The sequence below is a fragment of the Paenibacillus sp. Dod16 genome (assembly GCF_049893405.1).
Taxonomy (GTDB): domain Bacteria; phylum Bacillota; class Bacilli; order Paenibacillales; family Paenibacillaceae; genus Paenibacillus_AQ.
On the sequence record NZ_JBNDYG010000015.1, the window covers coordinates 19,737 to 39,903 of the forward strand.

Consider the following 20,167-nt stretch of genomic DNA (forward strand, 5'->3'; position numbering starts at 1 on the left):
GTCAGAGTCGGTCATTTTTATATACTCTCCTGCTTTAACGCGCCGATAATGTTATCCTTTTTTACTTTCGCGCTGGAATATAGCATGGCAGAACCGACAATGACAAATACGGCCGCAATGACAGACAGAATACTCATCCAGGGAAGGACGAATCCGTAGCTAAATTTGTTCGCAAATGCCTTATAGATCCCATACATCACGATGAAGCTGATAGGAAGCCCGAACAGCAGTGATTTGGCCCCATAAACTACACTTTCGTAGTTCATCATTTTCGCAAAGCCTTTTGGCGTCATTCCAACGGATTTCAGCATCGCAAATTCCCGCTTTCGAAGGGAGATGCTCGTTGAGATCGTATTAAAAATATTCGCAATCGAAATCACTGAAATTAATACGATAAAGCCATAAGAAAAGACGGACACCAATAGTATCATCTGTTCTTCCTGTTTTCTGGATTGATACACATTATACGCATACAGATTAGGCTCTTTCATATCTTCGATTTCCTGCTGCGTTTTCAGCGGGTCCGCACTTTTCAGATAGAGAAAGGTTTGAACGAACTCCCCGCTCTTATCGTCTGCCAGTTGATTCAGGACCTGTTCCGAAACGACTATATTTAGCCCGCCTGTTCCGACTAAGCTCATCCCCATCGAAGATCGATCCGTCAACGCCGCAATGTACACTTTACTTACATCCGTCTCTTGCTCCGTTTCCTCATGGATCGTTGTCAAATCGAGACTTTGCCCGACACTCGCATGAATAGCCTTCGTTCGGACATATTTTCCCGTATCCATATCTTTATAATCGATCGTATCGATCACGATGGCGGCGGGATGATCCGGATCCGTCAGTGACTCGTAATCTGCGCCGACTGCTTTGGCATAAGCCCGCAGGTTCGAATCATTTAGTGCAGCGATTTTAATATCATAAGGATATTTTCCGTCCTTCAGCATGCTCTTATCCTTCTTGACCGCCTCCTGCAATTCATCGGCGATGGACGCTTCTTCGATCCAAGCGTTCCTGTACAACTCATGAATCACGCTGTATTCCGACACATCCGAAAGGGATGCAATGGATTGAACCAACCGATCGTCTATTCTTTTTTCATTGCCATAGGATAGCTCAATATCATAATTGACGCCTTCCTGCGACATGGCCAAGGATTGTTTCAGATTGCTGGTAAAAAATGATACCGTTAAAAACAGAACGATGCTGATCACGAGCGAGAATACGGTGGCATGGTACCTCCGCTTGTTCCTTTTTAAGTTTTTCAATCCGATCTCCGCTTCGATTCCGAAGAGCTTTCGAATCCATTTCGATGTTTTCACGGTTTTGCCCGTAAGCTTCACATCGGTTGTTTGGCGTATCGCATCCATGGCGGAAATCCGGGATGCTTTGACGGCCGGGTAATACGTCGAAATGAAAATCGTCAACATCGAAACAGCGCAGGTAATCAAAAGCGATAACGGCGTGACGATTACCGTTAGCTTTTCAGTAATGCCTAAAGCTCCTTGTATTGTAGCGTTAATAAACTGAAAAGTAATGCCGATCCCGGCAAGACCGCATAGGATTCCAACAGGAATGCTGATCAAGCCAATAATGACACCTTCAAAAAACACCGATTTTCTCTTCTGCCTTTTTGTAGCCCCCACGCTTGCCAGCATCCCTAAATGGCGGGAACGTTCCGAGACGGAAATCGCAAAAGCATTATAGATGAGCGAAACCGAGCCGATCATAATAACCGCGATCAGGATCACCGATAATGAGAACATCGTGCTGTACGAAGCTTCGCTTTTGGAGACGCCATAATAATGAAGCAAATCGTGATGATATTGGACCGTTTCGATATGGTTGTCCTTTGCCAAATTTGCCGCATGAGCGAATAAGGACTGATTGACTTTTTTCAAGACCACCGCCGCATGGACTCGATCGTTTGCCCCCATGAGGTTTTCATCGACATAGCTAATGGTCGTATATCCCGGGGCCCACGCCGGTTCCCATACGGGATGCTTGATGAAGCCTACCACCGTGTAATCCCTTGTCGTTATATTTTGCAGCGTTTCGTTCTTTTCGTTATCTACGAAACGCAGCGATTCGGTTTGATCCAGCGGTTGATCGTTCCCTACTTCGAATCGTTTGCCGATGCGAAGGGTGAGACGATCTCCGAGTTCGTTTTTCACCTTGGCATTTGTCGCAACGGCTTCAGAAATCACAACTTCCTTGTCTGTTTGCGGCAGACGCCCCTTGCTCAATTCAATTGGAAATTGCGCTAAACCCTGTGCATCGTACGCCTTGATGAACAAATACGGCTTATTTGTATTTTGTCCCCCTTCTAATGGGGCATAGCCAATATCCTTGGTGATTGTAAGGGTCTTGGTTGCATCATCGTTTTTTATCGCTCCAAGCTGTTCCTTGTTGACATCTTGGTATAGGACATGCCATTCCCCTTCATCCGCGATGGTTTGCCTTTTCATTAAATCCAAGTAAGAAAAACCAAGCGTTGCAACAGCCGTCACCATGGCAACTGACAACATGACACCCAGAATGGTTACAAGCGTTCGTCTCTTGTTTTGCCTCAAATGTCTGACGGTAAGTTTATTGACAATATTCAAGGGCGAATCACCTCGTCTTTGGCCATTCTTCCGTCCTCAATCGAAATGACCCTGTCCGCTTGCAAAGCGATTCGTTCGTCATGCGTGATCACGATCAATGTCTGGCGATAGGTTTTATTCAACATTTGTAATAAGTCGATGATCTCGCTGCTATTCTTGCTGTCCAAATTCCCGGTGGGTTCGTCCGCCAGCATAATGGCAGGATTACTAATGACCGCTCTGCCGATCGACACCCTTTGCTGTTGTCCGCCTGATAATTGATTGGGCAGATGGTTTAAACGATGCTGCAGATTCAGAGTCTTCACCAGACCATCCAACTGCTTCTGATCTACCTTTTGGTTATCAAGCAGGAGCGGGAGCGTAATATTCTCTTCCACCGTCAGGACGGGAATCAGATTGAAAAACTGGTAGATCAGGCCGATTTGTCTCCGCCTGAAGATGGCCAACTGCGTTTCGTCCAAGTTATACATGTCCGTACCCTCTACGAGGACTTTGCCGCTAGTCGGCCGATCCACACCGCCCAGCATATGCAGCAGCGTGGATTTCCCCGATCCGGACGGGCCGATGATCGCGACAAATTCACCTTTTCGGACCGAAAATGAAATATCGTCAAGCGCCTTTACCGCCGATTCGCCTGTGCCGTATATTTTAGACAAATGCTCGATTTTTAAAATTTCCATTGTTATATCTCCCTCCCTTCATGCTCAATTCCAGCTATAAACCATCTCTTTATATCCAACATCCCACAGGGTTACATTTCCCTCAATGGTTATCGTAAGCTCATTGGCCTGAGGGAGATAAATGGAGCTCATATCCGGCTCATGGCGTCCGGCTTCTACAGATACAGTCAAGAACTCATGTCCATCAGCGGTAACCCTAATGCTGCCTCGGGAATCCTCCTGATCGGGAATCCCATAATTCAAAAAGAGGTACACCTCCTTCTTGTTGCCAAACGTATACGTGTACGTTTCCTTTTTGCCTTCGATGCTGTACACATTATATTGGGGTTTCACGTCTTGACCGCTTATCTTAAGAGTGTTCACTTTGGTTCCCGTTGAAAGATTCCCCGTACTATCCCTTAAATCGTTTATCGCTACAAAGGGGCCCATCTCTTTGGTGAACACTTGGTCAACGATCCCAAAGACACCCCACACCCCGAGCATAAGGATTAAACCAGAAAAACCGGCATAAGCGATATTTTTCCACTTATTGTTTGTGCGAAAGCCAAGTTTGTACGCCCCGAAGCCTACGGCTGCCCCCAATGAGTTCTGTATGACATCGTTCATGTCGAAGCTGCCGAGGAATGTTAGCGCCTGAATGGTCTCCAGCACGAGAATGGATAGGACGAACAAGGTCATAAAGCGAACAATGCTAGTCCGATATAACAACGGAATCAATATGCCAAAAGGAATGAACGCGGCGATGTTCCCGAAACCCACAAGATCCATCAGCGTAGGATGTAGAAGATCTAGTCTTGGCAACCTGAAAAAACTGTCAGGCAAAAATATAAAGGTGTACTCGGAGATTTGATCTACCTTACCTACTCTGCCGAAAGCGAAAAACAAAAAATAAAGAATAAACAGGGTGTAGAAAATCGTGATAGCGAAAATAATCTGGCGTTGTTGCTTCAAATGCATGGTCGTACCTCCATCGTTCATCTGTTGAATATCATTTTATCTGTCTAAAATGACTTTTCAGTGACGATGAAGGTGACAATTCAGTCACTTACGATTAAATCACTTGTTTATAGAACTTAATTCGAAATTGCGTACCCTTGTCGCTGCTGCTTGTCACATCGATCACTCCGTTCTGGCTTGCAATGATGCTGTAAGCCATCGCAAGACCAATGCCAATGCTCCCCTCACTCGCATTTTTCCCTTTATAAAAACGCTTAAATATATAAGGTAAATCTTCTTTTGGAATTCCTTTACCGTTATCGGCAATGATAATTTCCGTAAATAGCGCATTTTCGGAAAAAGAAATGGCTATGCTTCCGCCTTCATGCGTGTGCTCGACGCCGTTTTTCAATATATTAATGAGCGCTTCGGCCGTCCATTTGAAATCACCGACAAAAGAGACGTTGTCATCACCCTTGACGGTTACCGTTTGGTCCTTGATTTCCAACGGAATCAACACCGGTTCTAATGCCTTTTGTATAAGCTTATTAACGAATACCTGGTCTTCTTTGAACTGGATTGTCTTTTCCTCGATTTTCGATAGCTTTAACAAGGAAGAAACAAGCCAATCGATTCGTTCAAGCTGAATACGGATATTGCGAGTGAACTCTGTTCTTTTCGCGGGGGGCAGGTCGGGTTTGCTTAATAAATCCGCCATAACCGTCATGGAGGTAAGGGGCGTTTTAAGCTGATGCGAGATATCGGAAATGGCATCCGTTAGCCCTGTTTTGTCTCGCTGCAGAAGCGACCGCTGCTCTGATAGCATAAGCGTCACTTTATAAATATCATTCTTTAAAATGCTAAGCTCGCCTTCTTGATTATCGCGAGCGTCAAGTGAATAATTACCGCTGCTAATTTCACGCAAATAGACGGACAGCTTTTCAAGTTCGCGGTATCTCCATCTCGTGAATAACAGACTGCTTCCCATAAGTAAAATAGACATGATGAAAACGAGCGCCGCAGCTACAGACGAAATAAAAGCAGCCGCAACGCCCCCCGCTAAACTGATGGAACCCATGATCAACAATAAAATCCGAATCTCTCGATTACGCAGCATCTAATCACCAACCTTATATCCTAAACCGCGTACCGTTTTGATCATCGTGGGATGCTGCGGATCATCCTCCAGCTTTTCCCGCAGCCTTTTGATATATACCGTTAGCGTATTGTCGTTCACGAAGTCGCCTGCCACGTCCCAAATCTGCTCCAAAAGCTGATTTCTTGATAGAACTTGCCCAATATGGTTACCAAAAATCAACAATAAGCGATACTCCAAAGCGGTCAATGAAATTTCGGCGCCGTTTTTATACACTTTTCCTTCCAGCGTATTCATGCGAACCTGGTTCAGGTTAATGATCCCTTGGTTCTGAGGCGACTTATGGTATCTCCGCAGGACAGACTTGATCCGCGAGAGAAGCTCGCGAATACGAAAAGGCTTTGTAATATAATCATCGGCTCCCATATCAAGCCCCATCACGACATTGACCTCATCGTCGATCGCCGTTAAAAAGATGACCGGAATATCTCGTCGGTCTTTCACCATTCTGCACAATTCATAACCGCTTCCATCCGGAAGCGATAAATCAAATAAACATAGAGCGAATTGATCTATATCTTCAGTGAGCACATTTTTTGCAGATTCAACATCATAGCAAAGAACGGTAGAAAAGCGATCTTGCTGCAGCGAATATTCCAGCCCGGACGCAATTGTTTTATCATCTTCCACTAATAATATTTTCATCTGCAGATCATCTTTACGAACGACCATGAAGAAATAAGCCTCCTACATTCAAATGTCCGCTAGTTCAAGCTTAGCGGTCGTCAGGCATTTCAAAGCACACTCTTGATGTTATTCCCGATTAAAGATGTGGCTCACCCAACATTAACACGTTATCAGGAATCCTTGCAAAAAGCGATGGAACTGAAACCAGTCATATTATTAACCGGCATCGATAGATAACTGCCCAGGAAAAAATTAGCGTATAAAAAAACGCTAAGCCTGTCAAGATTGAAGGCTTAGCGTTATATTCGTTAAAATGATTCCCGTCTCCGCGCAAGATGCTTACCCAAGAACCAAACGATCATCCGACAGCTTATGACCGCTAATCTGCTCAAATTCCCCGAGCAGCTGCTCCACCGTCAGAGATTTCTTGCGCTCTTCGTTCACATCCAGAATGATACGTCCTTTGTCCATCATAATGAGGCGATTTCCTAGACGGATGGCTTGCTCCATGTTATGTGTGACCATGAGCGTGGTCAGCTTCATGTCGCGTACGATGTCATCGGTTATTCGGGTGATCAGCTCCGCACGCGCCGGATCAAGCGCTGCCGTATGTTCATCCAGCAGCAGAATTTGTGGCTGCGTGAAGGTCGCCATCAGCAAGCTTAGCGCTTGACGTTCCCCTCCGGACAGCATCCCTACTTTGGCTCGGAGCCGATCCTCGAGACCAATGCCGAGCCGCTCTAAATGCTTGCGGAAACTGGCGCGTTTGGAAGCTGTAACGCCAATGCTTAGCCCGCGGGACTGGCCGCGGCGATGAGCCATCGCGAGATTCTCTTCAATGGTCATATGCGGCGCTGTCCCCGCCATCGGATCCTGAAATACCCGGCCGATCCAGCGGCTGCGACGATATTCCGGCAGATGGCCAATTGAAGTGCCGTCAATGCGCACTTCGCCCGCATCGGGCTTCATTACCCCGGAAATGATATTCATCAGCGTGGATTTGCCTGCACCATTACTTCCGATAACCGTTACGAAATCCCCCGGCTTCAAGTGAAGATTGATATCCATCAAGGCAATCTTCTCGTCCACGGTTCCCGGATTGAACAGCTTGGACACACGGTTCATTTCCAGCATCAGAGCGCACCTCCTTTGGTCTTCCCTTGCGTAGCTAACAGTTCGGTTGAGCGCCTCCGTGCCTGTGAACGCTGTTTCATCGCCCGTTTGATGGTCGGAACCACAAGAGCAATAATGACAATGATCGCGGTGATCAATTTCAGATCCGACGCTTCGAGCCATGGGATCTCATAAGCAGCAGCAACAACAATCCGATAAATAATCGAACCGCAGACTACAGCCAGCGTCGTCCGGAATACCGAACCGGTCCCCAGTACGGCTTCGCCAATAATAACGGATGCCAGACCGATAACAATCATTCCGATACCGGAACTGATGTCGGCAAAACTGGACTGCTGGGCAACCACCGCCCCGGATAAGGCCACCAAGCCGTTCGAGATACTGAGCCCCAGAATGGTTGTGGTGTCCGTGTTGGCACCAAAGCTGCGGATCATACGCTTGTTATCTCCTGTCGCACGAAGCGCAAGACCAAGATCCGTACGGAAGAATGCATCCAGCAGCAGTTTTCCGATAATTACGATCACCAACATTATATAGATCGGATCGATCGACCCGAAGATATTCGCTTCCTGGCTCAACGAAATATTAGGTTTACCCATGATCCTCATATTGATTGAATACAGGGCAATCATCATAATAATGCCGGAGAGCAAACCGTTGATCTTACCCTTGGTATGCAGCAGGCCTGTACAGATACCGGCTAACATGCCTCCGGCAAATGCAGCCAGCGTCGCAAGCCATGGATTCACACCGTTGGTAATCAGAATCGCAGCAATCGCTGCGCCTGTCGTAAAACTTCCATCCACTGTTAAATCCGGAAAATCCAATATTCGGAACGTAATATATACGCCGAGTGCCATCAGCGCATACAGCAGCCCCAATTCAATCGGACCATCCAGCTTCATCACGAAATCCAGCATGTCATTGACCTCCTTAAGGATTAAGCAAGGCGCGGGCTGTTATCTCCGCGCCTTACAGTTACTCGATGATGTTGTTGTCCGGGTCTTTGACTCCCTGCTTCATAGCGTCGGTCACTTCAATACCATAGTCAGCCGCAACCTTCGTGTTCAGAATCAGATCCAGCTTATCCGGCTTCGTCACTTCCATGTCCGCCGGATTTTTGCCGTTTTTCAGGATCTCTACAGCCATTTGTCCAACTTGATAGCCGTGGTCGTAATACTTAAATCCGACGGTTGCAAAAGCCCCCTTCTCCACCGTATCGCGGTCGCTGGAGAAGAACGGAATTTTATTCTTTTGTGCCGTTTGGATAATCGCATCAACGCCGCTGACCACGACATTATCCAACGTGATATAGTAAGCATCTACCTTGCCGACTAACGACTCTGCGGCCTGCTTCACTTCCGAAGTGTTTGTGACAGCTGCCTTAACCAGCTCGATGCCATGCTCGGCAAGCGCCTCTTCAGCCGTCTTTGCCATCACCACTGCATTGGCTTCCCCTTCATTAATGACAAGGCCGATTTTCTTCACGTCCGGGAAGTTAGTGCTGATGAAATCCATCAGCTGTTTAGCTGCCTCCGGATTAGTATCCGATGCCCCGGTGACGTTGCCACCCGGCTTCTGCAGGTCGCTCACCAGCTTCGCGTCAACCGGATCCGTCACCGCTGCGAACAGCACCGGCTTCTCCTTTACGTTCTCAGCCACGGCCTGTGCGGACGGGGTTGCAATAGCGACCACCAGATCCGACTTCGTATCCTTCAGCTTCTGACCGATCGACAGGTTATTCGCTTGATCGCCTTGCGCATTGTTGTAATCGATTTTTAGCGTATTGTCATCCTCGGAAATTCCGGCATCCTTTAATGCTGCCAGAATGCCTTCACGCGTTGCATCCAAGGATGGATGTTCTACGATCTGAGAAATAGAGATACTATAGGATTTCTTCTCCGCTTCTCCGCCGCTTCCCGTTTGAGTCGTACCGCCGCCTTCCGGCTTGTCCCCGCATCCTACCGCCGTAACCAGCAGTGCGGAGAGTGTTAGTGATAACCACATTTTTCTCTTCATCATGATTCCCCTCTCATTGGTAACCGCTTCGTTCTTAAACCATAATTTTCTACATAAAGCGACAACGCTTCCCCGCTTTCATCGACGAAAGCATTAAAGTCAAAAAATAGGTCGTTCCAATTGAACAACGGTCTATTATGAACATTTTATATGTACCCAATTGTTTTCGTCAATCAAGATTTTATAAAGCGTATGATCGTTTACATAAAGAACATCCCCGGATGTCACATGCTTCCGGGGATGTCAGCCAAATGAAGTATTATTTATATAGTAGAAAAAAATTAACGTCTACAAAATCGATCGGCCATGCATCGTCGCTAACCACGCTTCGGCCATGAGCGCATGACCTGCCGGTGAAGGATGAACACCGTCAGATGCCCAATAACTCATCTCCATCTTGGAGCTGGCTGCAGCAAAAATGCCGTCGAGTGGAACGTACAACGTCTCAAATTCTCGCGATAATTCCCGAACGGCCTGAATCTTGGGATCCAGATCCTCCCGCCATTCCTTCTTCGCTTCCGTAACAGGCAGCAAGAACGGCTCCATGAGAATAAAATTCGCACCGGTTAACTCGCGGGTTTGGATAAGCAGTTCACGATATCCTTCATAGTAGGCTTCCACGGACGTTGCTTCACCCCGGTTATACTTCCTGCCGGTCTCATTAATACCGACCAGGATGGATACCCATGTCGGATCCAGATCAATACAGTCTTCCTCCCAACGCCCCCGCAAATCGACGACCCGGTTACCGCTGATTCCGCGGTTTACAAAACGCAGCCTTTTCAAAGGCAGCTCCATGCTTAGCCGGGCAGCAGCCATCAGCGCATATCCGTTCCCCAAACTGTCCGACTCCTCGTAATTTCGACCGCAATCGGTAATACTGTCGCCCTGAAACAATACGAGTGCATTCTGTTCGATATGTACCATGCTGTTCAACGCCTCCAATAATGAAAGTGTTCTCCTGCTCACCCCTTCATCATAACCGCTTTCAGGCGTTCATGAAACCCTTTAATTTCACATATCATGCCAAACTTTCTATACATTTAAGTTGACTATGTGGAGTGAATTCACTACAATTCTATAGGTACACGTATGGCTGAATATATAAAAAGAACAGGTGATTAAATCATGTCAGAGCAACAGAACTATCAGATCCTTCTCTATTATAAATTTGTTCAAATCCCGGAGCCTGAAGCGTTTAAAGACGAGCATCTGCAATACTGCAAAGATCTCGGACTCAAAGGACGAATTCTGGTTGCCTCCGAAGGCATCAATGGCACGGTATCCGGCACAATTGAACAAACTGAGCAATATATGCAGGATATGCACGCTAACCCGCTATTTGCGGACATGGTGTTTAAGATTGATCCTTCCGAAGGGCACGCATTCAAAAAGATGTTTGTCCGTCACCGCGAAGAACTCGTTACCTTCCGGGTGGAAGATGAGCTCGACCCTAACGAGATTAGCGGAAAACGCTTGTCGCCCCAGGAATTCTTTGAACACTTGCAGCGTGATGATGTCATCGTCATCGACGGGCGGAATGACTACGAATACGATATCGGCCACTTCCGCAATGCGATACGTCCAGAGGTGCAATCCTTCCGTGAGTTTCCGGAGTGGATTCGCGAGAACCTGAGCGAGCACAAGGATAAAACCATACTGACTTACTGCACAGGGGGCATCCGCTGTGAGAAGCTGACCGGCTTCATGCTTAAGGAAGGCTTCAAAGACGTTGCCCAGCTTGAGGGCGGCATTGTCACCTACGGTAAAGACCCTGAAGTCCAAGGCCGTCTGTTCGACGGGAAATGTTATGTATTTGATGAGCGTATTGCCGTGCCGATCAATCAAACGGACGAGGATGTCATCGTTGGTAAATGCCACCATTGCGGAAAGCCTGAAGATCGGTATATCAATTGCGATAACGACGCTTGTCACCTGCAGCATGTATGCTGCGAAGAGTGTGAGGAGCTTCATCATAGCTGCTGCTCTGCGGAGTGTGAAGAAATTGTGGCTGCAAGCCACAATGCTTCCTGAGCCAAGCCAGCCATAAATGCTATAACCAAACGAAAGGGCAAGGTGCGAATCAATCGCACCTTGCCCTTTTACTATACAATCTCGTCTACATTCAGACGTATTAAATATCATGGAAAACAGCCAGTTCAGCTTCGATAGCAGCTTTGATCTTCTCGACGCATTCTTCCGTCGTTGCCGCGAATACACGTTTACCATTCACCAGTGCATATGGCCGCAGCTTGCATAGACCGCAAAGATTCATGCAATCAGCCCGCAGGACAGCGATTTCGGGATACAATTCCTCAAGATGCTCAAGTTCCAAAGCACTCATCAAGTTGCTGTCGCATATTTCCACAACAACAATCCCCATCCCCATCTTCATCACCACTATTCAATTTGACAATACGTTCATTTATTATGAGGAAAACGTCCGGTTTTGTCAAATCGGTCTTTGTAGATGATCAATGAATGAGGGATTCCGCCCCATCAATGTAGATTTCAGTGCCGGTAATATGGGAAGCATCATCGGATGCAAGAAATGCTACGAGCTGGGCAACCTGTGAAGGCTGTCCCGGTCCATCCGCCAAGGGCTGGTCTCCTTCCGGATATTCAATTGGGATCGTCACCTCGTCCAGCTCTGGCTTCGCGATGGTGCTCTCATCAATGTTGGTGGCAATCGCGCCAGGGCAAATGGCATTCACCCGGATTTTATAACGTGCAAGCTCCAGAGCCGCCATCTTCATGAAAGCCACCTGCCCGGCCTTCGTGGTGCTGTAGGCTGAGAAACCAAAGCCGGTAAACACCCGGTTACCGTTAATGGAGCTCGTAATGATGATACTTCCTCCATGCTCCTTCAAATAGGGAATCGCGTATTTAACCGTGGCAAACGTTCCTCTTAGATTGGTATTGATTGTAGCATCCCATTCATCCAGCTCCATGATCTCGATCGGGGCCTTGGTCCCGTTGATCCCGGCGTTGGCAAACACGATATCAATCTTTCCCCACTTCTCGGCAGCCTGGCTAAAGCAATCTTTCAGCGATTCCGCTTTGGAAATGTCGCAGTTGCCGGTTAGCGCTTCGCCCCCGCCTTGTTCAATCGTTTGTTTAACCTTCTCCACACGTTCACGATCAATATCGATCAACAGCAGTTTAGCTCCTTGCTCCGCCAAAAGAAGGGCTGCGGCCTGGCCGATTCCGGAACCAGCACCGGTAACGATGGCTACTTTACCATCCAAACGTTGATTAGTTGACATTGCCACAACCTCCTCGTTTAAGTTTTCCTGATTATAGATAACCCAACGAGTCCGTGTCTGAATCTTAGTGCCTCGAGCTGTTATGATCCGTTTACGTAATCAATTTCATCTCTGCCCAAAATTTCCTGTCAGGCAAAAAAGAAACCGCTCCTCGACTCATCATGGCAAACAGCTTACCACTTGAGCCGTAAGAACGATCTCTAAGTTCATTCGCTATGCGATTACTTGTTCTTTCGAACCTAAAGCTGGAATACCGCTGGTTTTACGCATACCGGTTTGGACTGCGAAACCGTATATCCTGTAAAGGCAAGCTTGCCATCCTCCGGATTCACCTTAAATAATACAAGATTATTCCCATCTCTATTAGCAACAACCAAGAACTTGCCCCCAGGCATGAGTGTAAAATGACGCGGGTGCCCGCCTTCTGTCGAAATATATTGGACCGGGCTTAAGCGACCGGTATCTTCATGCACGTTGAATACAACAAGGCTGTCATGTCCGCGGTTAGATCCATATACCGTTTTGCCATCCGCAGACACGGCGATTTCGGCGCAGTAACTCTCCCCTTCAAAATCCGCAGGCAGTGTCGATATCGTCTCCAGGACCTCAAAACGACCGTCGTTTTGGATATAGCGCAGCACCGTGACACTGGAATTCAGCTCGTTGATGACATATGCATAAGCACCGCTTGGGTGGAACGCCAGATGACGAGGGCCTACGCCCGCTTCCAGCTGGGTTTCGCCATGAAAGCTCAGTTCTTGGGCATTCTCATTTACCGTGTAAGCGAGAATTTTGTCCAGTCCCAAGTCCTGTACGAACACGTATTGACCATCCGGACTATAAAACGCCGAATGCGCTCTGGATTGCTGATCTTCCCGCACGGATACGAGATCGGCATGTCTCTTCTCATCCAGCAGTTCACCGGCTTGTCCATCCTTACCGATCGGATGAAGACCTACCAAGCCTCCATGATAACTCGAAACAATCAGATACTTACTCGCTTCATCACGCTGGATATGGCAAGTAGAGCTGCTCACACTGCGAACACGGCTCCGTTCGGTCAGCTTGCCGGCAACAGGGTCAATCTCAAAGCTGATGACCTCGCCAGCCTTACCGCCATCCTCTGAAATTTCGCCAATGGCATATAAACGTCTGGCTTCCGGGTCCACGTTCAGGAAGGTCGGATTCTTAATGCCGGACACCTCATCAAGCAGCTTCAATTCGCCGCTATCCTCATTAAATTCATATACGCATACTCCGCTTTGGTTGTCTTCCGCATACGCACCTGTAAACAGCAGCGTACGCTGGGATGGATTCGCCATAATGCCTATCTCTCCTCTCGTTTATCTATAATGATCATGATTTATGTAATGGACTATCAGTTACCATGTTAACTTCAACCCCAATGAAAATCAAATGACTTGATGTCCGAGGCCTGTTTGTCTTTTGCCATACCGGGTATGTATGTATTATATCGACTGAAGGAGGTATTCCCATGAAACAACCCAACAGCGAGGAAGTACGCAATCAGCAGAATGCGGAGAATGACTCTCAGGAACAAAGAGACAAGGTAAAGAAACATCAGGATGTGGAGCCTCAGGCTGAAAATTGGAACCCTCGGGATCTCCCCGATCCGAACGATAACGATAAATCAAAATCATAATCGCTAATGTAAGAAGGCCGCATGGCAATGTCCATGCGGCCTTCTTATTATGATTGTGTCGCAAAGCTTGGGGAGTTAGCCTTCCAGAAGCAGCGACTCTGGATCTTCAAGGAGCTCTTTAACCGTTACCAGGAAGCGAACCGCTTCGGAACCATCAACGATCCGATGATCATAAGACAATGCGATGTACATCATAGGACGATTCTCCATACGCTCAGCATCAATCGCTACCGGGCGAAGCTGGATTTTGTGCATGCCGAGGATACCCACCTGCGGCGTATTCAGGATCGGCGTAGACAACAGCGAGCCGAAGACGCCGCCATTCGTAATCGTAAATGTACCGCCTTGCAGTTCAGACAAGGACAGCGCATTATTACGAGCCTTCGCAGCCAGATTGCCGATTTCCTTCTCAATCTCGGCAAAGCCAAGACGATCTGCATCGCGCACGACCGGAACAACTAGTCCTTCTTTCGCGGACACCGCTATACCGATATCATAGAATTTCTTCACAACAATATCATCGCCATCGATCTCGGCATTCAGATGCGGGAACCTCTTCAACGCACCTACAACCGCCTTGGTGAAGAAGGACATGAAACCTAGGCCTACGTCATGCTTCTCTTGGAAAGCTTGCTTACGGCGCTTGCGCACATCCAGGATCGCTGTCATATCCACTTCGTTGAAGGTAGTCAACATGGCAGCCGTATGCTGCGCTTCGACCAAACGATTTGCAATCGTTTGACGACGACGGGACATGCGAGTGCGTTCTACCGGCTTGCCATACTCAGCGGCCGGAGCTTGTGCTGCCGGTGCAGCAGTGGAAGCTGCAGGCTTGCTCGGTGCAGCAGGCTGCTTGGCTTCATTATGATTCTTCACATCATCATGGTAAATCCGACCGATTGGGTCGCGGCCCTGTACCTGGTCCAGATCAATCCCGCGTTCACGAGCCAGTTTGCGTGCGGATGGCGATGCAGTTAGACCCGCTCCTTCCTCGTTCTGAGCCGGTACCGGAGCTTGCGGCTTCGGTGCTTCTGCTGCGGGTGCCGGAGCAGCCTCCGTTTGTGCGGATGCTGGTGCTTCAGCCGCCTTCGCTGCCGGAGCGCTTGCAACGCCTTCCTGCGGAGAAATTTGACCGATGACTTCACCGATCGTTACATTCTCCCCTTCTTGACGAAGGATTTTTTCCACAACGCCTTCAGACTCTGCGCTAATTTCAAGATTAACCTTATCCGTTTCTAACTCGAGCAGCACATCACCGATGTTAACGCTATCCCCTTCTTTAACGTGCCATTTGAATATCGTTCCTTCGGTGATGGATTCGCCCATAGCTGGTACAGTAATTTCGCTCACAGCCGCTACCTCCCCAATGAGATCTCTTGATTTATAGTTTTACGATTAAGGGCAAAAGAAATGATGGTCTGTTGCTCATAAGCATGAACATCCTGATAGCCGCTAGCAGGGCTCGAACGCTCAGGACGTCCGCTGTAACGGACCTCTGTGCCTTTAGGTGCAATTTCACGAATTCTTGGTTCCATGAAGCTCCAGCTGCCCATGTTCTGAGGTTCTTCCTGAACCCACAGAATCTCTTTCAGGTTTGGATACTTCTGCAGCACACGGGAAATTTCTTCTTTAGGGAATGGATACAGCTGTTCCACACGAAGAATATGAATCCAGGACTGATCCTGATCCTTCTGCTTATCCAGCGCGTCCTCCAAATCGATGGCAACTTTCCCCGAGCACAGAACAAGACGCTCTACCTTCTTCGGTGTTTGGCCAAGACCCGGCTGCTCCATCACTTTCTGGAAACCGCCCTCACTGAACGCGTTCACAGGCGATGCCACGCGCGGATTACGAATCAAACTCTTCGGTGCCATAATCACCAGCGGTCTGGCATCTTCCGTTTCGGTCAAGGAAGCCTGTTTGCGCAGCAGATGGAAATACTGAGCAGCGGAAGTCAGATTCGCAACCGTCCAGTTGTCTTCTCCACTCAGCTGGAGGAAGCGTTCCAGTCTTGCACTGGAGTGCTCAGGACCATTTCCTTCATACCCGTGAGGAAGCAGCATAACCAAGCTGGACTTCTGTCTCCACTTCGAGCGGCCGGCTGTGATGAACTGGTCAATGATAACCTGGGCACAGTTAACGAAATCACCATACTGCGCTTCCCAGATCACCAAAGTCTCAGGAGAGTACACATTGTAGCCATATTCAAATCCAACGACGGCTGCTTCGGTCAACGGGCTGTTATGGATCGCAAACGATGCCTTAGCTTGCGGCAACCGGTGCAGCGGGCAGAAGGTCTCCCCATTAACCGCATCGTGAAGGACGAGGTTACGATGGGCAAACGTTGCACGTTCGGCATCCTGTCCTGTAATCCTGATCGGCTTGCCATCGGCAAGAATCGTAGCGAAAGCCAGCGTTTCGGCATGGCCCCAGTCCACCTTCTCGCCCTCGTCGAGCGAATTGCTGCGGCGCTCGAGAATACGTTGAAGCTTCGGATATACCGTAAAGCCTTCCGGCCACTGCAGGAGCTCGCGATTAATCCCGCGCAGCACTTCTGCAGACACATTCGTAGCTACTTCCGTCTTGGATTTACCGTCAGTAGCGTTCAGTCCAAGCAGGATCTGATCAACAGGATCCTTCGACTTCACGCTCTCGTAAGAATTCTTCAGGACCTCCAGAACGCTATTCTTCAGACCGTCCACTTGTTCTTGGGTCAGAATGTTTCCATCCACCAGTTTTTTCATATAAATCGTGCTGACGGTTGGATGGTTCTTCACCTTCTGGTAGATCAGCGGCTGGGTTGTTTCCGGATCATCGGTTTCGTTATGGCCATATTTCCGGTAACCGACAAGATCAATCAGAATGCTCTTCTTGAACTTGTTGCGATAATCGCTGGCTAAACGAGCAACCGCGATACATGCTTCCGGATCATCCGCGTTCACGTGGATAATCGGAATCTCATATCCTTTCGCCAAATCACTCGCATAATGAGTGGATCTGGAATCCTTGCCTTCTGTCGTAAATCCGATACGGTTATTCACGATAATGTGAATCGATCCGCCCGTTCGGAATGCCGGCAGTTTATTAAAGTTCAAGGTTTCCGGCACGATCCCTTCGCCAGGGAACGCGGAATCACCATGAATCTGAATGCTCAGCGCTTTGTTTACATCCTGCTTCGGATAACCCGCTTCACTGCGATCCTCCTGAGCAGCACGAGCAAAGCCCTCTACCACCGGATTGACATACTCCAGGTGACTCGGGTTGTTCGCAAGGGTAATCCGAACCTGCCGTGCTTCATCCTTCTTCAGATAACGGTCCGCGCCCAAATGATACTTCACGTCACCTGTCCAGCCATAGTTAATGCCCATGGAGCCTTCGGATGGAACGAGATGTTTATTCGGAGAGTGCATGAACTCCGAGAAAATCTTGCTGTAATCCTTGCCCAGTACATGAGCCAGGACGTTCAAGCGACCGCGGTGTGCCATCCCCACGAGGATGGAATTGACATCCACTTCGGCCATTTGGCGAACGATCTCGTCAAGCAGCGGTACGAGTGCTTCGTTGCCCTCAACCGAGAAGCGTTTCGCACCTACGAACGTGCGGTGCAGGAATTCCTCGAATTGCTCGGCCTCAAGCAGCTTTTTCAAAAGCCCCTTGCGCTCTTCTACGCTCATGGCGGACAAATAACGTCCCGATTCGGCCTGCTGGTTGAGCCATTTGCGTTCTTCTTCATCGTGAACATGGCTAAATTCATAGGCAATGGAGCCTGTATATAGTTGTAACAGCCGCTGGATTGCCTCTAAGCCATTCTTGATATCGCTAGGAGCCTCCTCCCAGACGATCTCTGCAGGCAGGGCTGCCAAATCCGCTTGGCTGAGTTGGTAGCTTTCTGGTTGAAGCAGACGCGTGTCAGCTTCGTTTCCAATTCCAATCGGATCAATGTCGGCGGCCAGATGACCGTAGGTTCTAATGTTCCATACCAGTTTGCCGGCAGCTACCCCTTTTTTCAGTAATTGCGGGTCGTAGCTAACACCTTGTCCCTGCGAATCCGCTTTCTTTTCATTGTTTTCCAAAGATGGAGGCGGTCCCCAGCTGGCGAACAGCTCACGGTATCCTGGCTCCACAGATTGCGGGTCTTGCAAAAACTTCTCATACTGATCTTGAATGTACCCCAAGTTCGGACCGTGATATTTCTGCCAAGGTCCATCTGTCATTCTGTCAAGGGTCTTCATCGCTGACTCCCTCCGTCAGATTATTTTGATTGCTCAAGGACGGAATTTCTAATTTTACATTTTACGTACTGCATTTTACATTAAATAAACGTTTTCTTACGATTACATTATAATACACTTGGCCTCAATACCGAAAATACCCTTTATATATAATAATGATCTCATAAACAGATGAATTTGCGTCAATTTATTGACGATTTGTCCACGAACCACCCAATTCTCTGTATAGGGTTCCAATTAAAGTCATTTATCTGAAAAAATATCCACTTCCAGCCAGTCCATCTGCCGCAGAGGTTCAGGTCCGGTATCCATCCCCATCAGCTGGAGAAGCTGTTTGGCGTTATCGGAAGCATCGCCTCCCGAATTGTTATTGAATATAATCCAGCACTGCTTCGCCTTCTCAAGCAATTGCTCTATCCATACCTTCCACTGCTCCAATTCCTCTAAGCTGTAACGGTATAAATATCGCACCTCGCGCCAATTGGGCTGACCGCTGGAGTGCCACCCTTCGGCGTTACGGCCATGCATCCGGACCATCACAGCCTCCGTACTGGTTGTCTCAAGCACGACCGGTACGGATCCTATGCCTGCTTGCGGCTCGTCGGCGATGCTGTGAATCCAGCCCTCGCTTCGCATCAACTCAAGCGTCTTCTCCCGAAACTCCGGCGCATACCAGCTCTGATGCCGAAATTCCAAGGCTACGGGCACATCCTTCATCCACTCCCGCGTACGCTTCAGAATGTCCACGTGTTTGCGTTCGCACCCGAACCAGGGCGGGTATTGAAACAGAACGGTCCTTAATTTGTCCGCAGCCCGCAATTCCTCAACTGACGAGAGCAAATGATCAAACATCGATTTGACGCTAGGATATCTGTCCTTGCCCTGGTCGCGTGCATGACCTGTCATGCCTTGATATGCTTTTACAATAAAACCAAAGTGGTCCGGGACGGCAGCTGCCCACTTATTCATTTGTTCCGGTGACGGTATGGCATAGAACGAATTGTCCATCTCCACGATGGGAAAATGCCGGCTGTACATTTCCAGCCTGTCCGAAGGCCTCGCCCCTTCATCATACAGCTTGTCATGATCTCCCCATCCGGACAGGCCCACCTGAATTACACGCTCATGCTTTTCTTCCTTTAACATAACAATCCTCTCATCCACATGATTTACCATATCGGGGACTTCTATTAATTAACCTCAAGCGGGATATTTCAAAAGCAGGCTACCCCTTACTGATTTTACCAACGCCTTCATATACGCTTACTTCTGATCGTAAAAAACATGATTCACCTCCAGTATTCCGTTCTCGATGAGCATCCTTCCATAGGAGTACCGGGGCTGCCGCCTTTTATCCGTGGCGGAACCGGGATTGAAGAGCAGCACCCCTTGCACATGTTCTTTAAACGGGATATGGGAGTGACCGAACAAGATACAATCCACCTCCGTGTCCGCAAAAGCCTTCCTTGCGCGGGAGGGCGTTGTTCCTCCTTGTCCGTGCCCATGCACCATACCGATGCGTTTCCCTTCGATTTCGACCAGCTTCTTGTAACCTAAACGTTCGATGATCCGCTCATCGTCCACATTTCCGGCTACACCTTCCACCGTGGCATATTGACTAAGCTGTTCATAGAGCTCCCAATTGGACCAGTCACCAGCATGAAGGATAAGATCCGAATGCCTTATATCTTCAAGCAGCGAGGCAGGGAGCTCTTTCGCTTTTCTTGACATATGGGTGTCTGACAATACCGTAATCCGAAATGGATGACTCATCTTGATGACCCCCTTCTTCATGATATGAAATGCTGAGAAATCTGCTTTCTAATACCAATCTATATCCTACCA

The 20,167-nt window shown here is 48.3% G+C and carries 18 protein-coding genes; 2 read left to right on the plus strand and 16 right to left on the minus strand.

Annotation, left to right across the window (positions count from 1 at the left end):
• Positions 1 to 17: 17 nt before the first annotated feature.
• The 9 genes from ACPV3A_RS12985 to ACPV3A_RS13025 all read right to left on the minus strand — a co-directional run bounded on the left by ACPV3A_RS12985 (position 18) and on the right by ACPV3A_RS13025 (position 10,088).
• Positions 18 to 2,609: an ABC transporter permease gene (locus tag ACPV3A_RS12985; protein ID WP_426199888.1), complete on the minus strand. Its 2,592-nt coding sequence runs from the start codon at positions 2,607 to 2,609 to the stop codon at positions 18 to 20.
• Positions 2,606 to 3,289 carry an ABC transporter ATP-binding protein gene (locus ACPV3A_RS12990; RefSeq protein WP_426199889.1) on the minus strand — a complete coding sequence of 228 codons (684 nt, stop codon included), beginning with the start codon at positions 3,287 to 3,289 and terminating at the stop codon, positions 2,606 to 2,608. The genes ACPV3A_RS12985 and ACPV3A_RS12990 overlap by 4 nt, the downstream gene beginning before the upstream one ends.
• A 24-nt stretch (positions 3,290 to 3,313) precedes the next feature.
• A complete protein-coding gene (locus ACPV3A_RS12995) occupies positions 3,314 to 4,246 on the minus strand; it encodes a VanZ family protein (RefSeq protein WP_426199890.1) in 933 nt (310 codons plus the stop codon).
• Between the two features lie 94 nt (positions 4,247 to 4,340).
• Positions 4,341 to 5,342: a sensor histidine kinase gene (locus tag ACPV3A_RS13000; RefSeq protein ID WP_426199891.1), complete on the minus strand. Its 1,002-nt coding sequence runs from the start codon at positions 5,340 to 5,342 to the stop codon at positions 4,341 to 4,343.
• Complete coding sequence (locus tag ACPV3A_RS13005; protein WP_426200006.1) at positions 5,343 to 6,026, minus strand: response regulator transcription factor; 684 nt, start codon at positions 6,024 to 6,026, stop codon at positions 5,343 to 5,345.
• Between the two features lie 321 nt (positions 6,027 to 6,347).
• Positions 6,348 to 7,142: an ABC transporter ATP-binding protein gene (locus tag ACPV3A_RS13010; protein ID WP_426199892.1), complete on the minus strand. Its 795-nt coding sequence runs from the start codon at positions 7,140 to 7,142 to the stop codon at positions 6,348 to 6,350.
• Positions 7,142 to 8,062, minus strand: coding sequence for an ABC transporter permease (locus ACPV3A_RS13015; RefSeq protein ID WP_426199893.1), 921 nt, complete (start codon positions 8,060 to 8,062; stop codon positions 7,142 to 7,144). The genes ACPV3A_RS13010 and ACPV3A_RS13015 overlap by 1 nt, the downstream gene beginning before the upstream one ends.
• A gap of 58 nt (positions 8,063 to 8,120) precedes the next feature.
• Positions 8,121 to 9,161, minus strand: a complete 1,041-nt coding sequence (locus ACPV3A_RS13020; RefSeq protein ID WP_216532463.1) for an ABC transporter substrate-binding protein — start codon at positions 9,159 to 9,161, stop codon at positions 8,121 to 8,123.
• A 288-nt stretch (positions 9,162 to 9,449) separates the two neighbouring features.
• The gene (locus ACPV3A_RS13025) at positions 9,450 to 10,088 is read right to left on the minus strand and encodes an SGNH/GDSL hydrolase family protein (protein ID WP_426199894.1); all 639 of its coding nucleotides are present in this window, start codon (positions 10,086 to 10,088) and stop codon (positions 9,450 to 9,452) included.
• Between the two features lie 201 nt (positions 10,089 to 10,289).
• Between ACPV3A_RS13025 and ACPV3A_RS13030 the strand changes: the two genes are divergently transcribed.
• Entirely contained in the window at positions 10,290 to 11,195 is a 906-nt protein-coding gene (locus ACPV3A_RS13030) for a rhodanese-related sulfurtransferase (RefSeq protein ID WP_426199895.1), read from the plus strand.
• 100 nt (positions 11,196 to 11,295) lie between these two features.
• On the opposite strand, the gene ACPV3A_RS13035 is transcribed toward ACPV3A_RS13030, so the two are convergent.
• The 3 genes from ACPV3A_RS13035 to ACPV3A_RS13045 all read right to left on the minus strand — a co-directional run bounded on the left by ACPV3A_RS13035 (position 11,296) and on the right by ACPV3A_RS13045 (position 13,749).
• The gene (locus ACPV3A_RS13035; protein ID WP_015736210.1) at positions 11,296 to 11,544 is read right to left on the minus strand and encodes a DUF1450 domain-containing protein; all 249 of its coding nucleotides are present in this window, start codon (positions 11,542 to 11,544) and stop codon (positions 11,296 to 11,298) included.
• Between the two features lie 91 nt (positions 11,545 to 11,635).
• Positions 11,636 to 12,427 carry an SDR family oxidoreductase gene (locus ACPV3A_RS13040; protein ID WP_194543474.1) on the minus strand — a complete coding sequence of 264 codons (792 nt, stop codon included), beginning with the start codon at positions 12,425 to 12,427 and terminating at the stop codon, positions 11,636 to 11,638.
• 239 nt (positions 12,428 to 12,666) lie between these two features.
• Positions 12,667 to 13,749 carry a lactonase family protein gene (locus tag ACPV3A_RS13045; RefSeq protein ID WP_426199896.1) on the minus strand — a complete coding sequence of 361 codons (1,083 nt, stop codon included), beginning with the start codon at positions 13,747 to 13,749 and terminating at the stop codon, positions 12,667 to 12,669.
• 173 nt (positions 13,750 to 13,922) lie between these two features.
• On the opposite strand from ACPV3A_RS13045, the gene ACPV3A_RS13050 reads away from it, so the two are divergent.
• Complete coding sequence (locus ACPV3A_RS13050) at positions 13,923 to 14,090, plus strand: hypothetical protein (RefSeq protein WP_181469796.1); 168 nt, start codon at positions 13,923 to 13,925, stop codon at positions 14,088 to 14,090.
• Between the two features lie 75 nt (positions 14,091 to 14,165).
• Here the strand turns inward: ACPV3A_RS13050 and odhB are convergent, their stop codons facing one another.
• The 4 genes from odhB to ACPV3A_RS13070 form a co-directional block, all read right to left on the minus strand.
• On the minus strand, positions 14,166 to 15,440 hold the full coding sequence (gene odhB / locus ACPV3A_RS13055; RefSeq protein WP_194543476.1) for a 2-oxoglutarate dehydrogenase complex dihydrolipoyllysine-residue succinyltransferase: 1,275 nt from the start codon (positions 15,438 to 15,440) through the stop codon (positions 14,166 to 14,168).
• A gap of 5 nt (positions 15,441 to 15,445) precedes the next feature.
• The gene (locus ACPV3A_RS13060; protein WP_426199897.1) at positions 15,446 to 18,322 is read right to left on the minus strand and encodes a 2-oxoglutarate dehydrogenase E1 component; all 2,877 of its coding nucleotides are present in this window, start codon (positions 18,320 to 18,322) and stop codon (positions 15,446 to 15,448) included.
• Positions 18,323 to 18,565: 243 nt separating this feature from the next.
• Positions 18,566 to 19,468 (minus strand): DUF72 domain-containing protein, encoded by a 903-nt coding sequence (locus ACPV3A_RS13065; RefSeq protein WP_426199898.1) that lies wholly within the window; start codon positions 19,466 to 19,468, stop codon positions 18,566 to 18,568.
• 117 nt (positions 19,469 to 19,585) lie between these two features.
• Positions 19,586 to 20,095, minus strand: coding sequence for a metallophosphoesterase family protein (locus ACPV3A_RS13070; protein ID WP_426199899.1), 510 nt, complete (start codon positions 20,093 to 20,095; stop codon positions 19,586 to 19,588).
• Positions 20,096 to 20,167: the final 72 nt, after the last annotated feature.

Coding starts and splice junctions, on each gene's coding strand:
- ACPV3A_RS12990 (WP_426199889.1), bottom strand. CDS start 3,289: ATGGAAATTTTAAAAATCGAGCATTTGTCTAAAATATACGGCACAGGC.
- ACPV3A_RS13040 (WP_194543474.1), bottom strand. CDS start 12,427: ATGTCAACTAATCAACGTTTGGATGGTAAAGTAGCCATCGTTACCGGT.
- ACPV3A_RS13010 (WP_426199892.1), bottom strand. CDS start 7,142: ATGCTGGAAATGAACCGTGTGTCCAAGCTGTTCAATCCGGGAACCGTG.
- ACPV3A_RS13005 (WP_426200006.1), bottom strand. CDS start 6,026: ATGAAAATATTATTAGTGGAAGATGATAAAACAATTGCGTCCGGGCTG.
- ACPV3A_RS13050 (WP_181469796.1), top strand. CDS start 13,923: ATGAAACAACCCAACAGCGAGGAAGTACGCAATCAGCAGAATGCGGAG.
- ACPV3A_RS13020 (WP_216532463.1), bottom strand. CDS start 9,161: ATGAAGAGAAAAATGTGGTTATCACTAACACTCTCCGCACTGCTGGTT.
- ACPV3A_RS13065 (WP_426199898.1), bottom strand. CDS start 19,468: ATGTTAAAGGAAGAAAAGCATGAGCGTGTAATTCAGGTGGGCCTGTCC.
- ACPV3A_RS13045 (WP_426199896.1), bottom strand. CDS start 13,749: ATGGCGAATCCATCCCAGCGTACGCTGCTGTTTACAGGTGCGTATGCG.
- ACPV3A_RS13070 (WP_426199899.1), bottom strand. CDS start 20,095: ATGAGTCATCCATTTCGGATTACGGTATTGTCAGACACCCATATGTCA.
- ACPV3A_RS13030 (WP_426199895.1), top strand. CDS start 10,290: ATGTCAGAGCAACAGAACTATCAGATCCTTCTCTATTATAAATTTGTT.
- ACPV3A_RS13025 (WP_426199894.1), bottom strand. CDS start 10,088: ATGGTACATATCGAACAGAATGCACTCGTATTGTTTCAGGGCGACAGT.
- ACPV3A_RS12995 (WP_426199890.1), bottom strand. CDS start 4,246: ATGCATTTGAAGCAACAACGCCAGATTATTTTCGCTATCACGATTTTC.
- ACPV3A_RS13015 (WP_426199893.1), bottom strand. CDS start 8,062: ATGCTGGATTTCGTGATGAAGCTGGATGGTCCGATTGAATTGGGGCTG.
- ACPV3A_RS13035 (WP_015736210.1), bottom strand. CDS start 11,544: ATGGGGATTGTTGTTGTGGAAATATGCGACAGCAACTTGATGAGTGCT.
- ACPV3A_RS13000 (WP_426199891.1), bottom strand. CDS start 5,342: ATGCTGCGTAATCGAGAGATTCGGATTTTATTGTTGATCATGGGTTCC.
- ACPV3A_RS13060 (WP_426199897.1), bottom strand. CDS start 18,322: ATGAAGACCCTTGACAGAATGACAGATGGACCTTGGCAGAAATATCAC.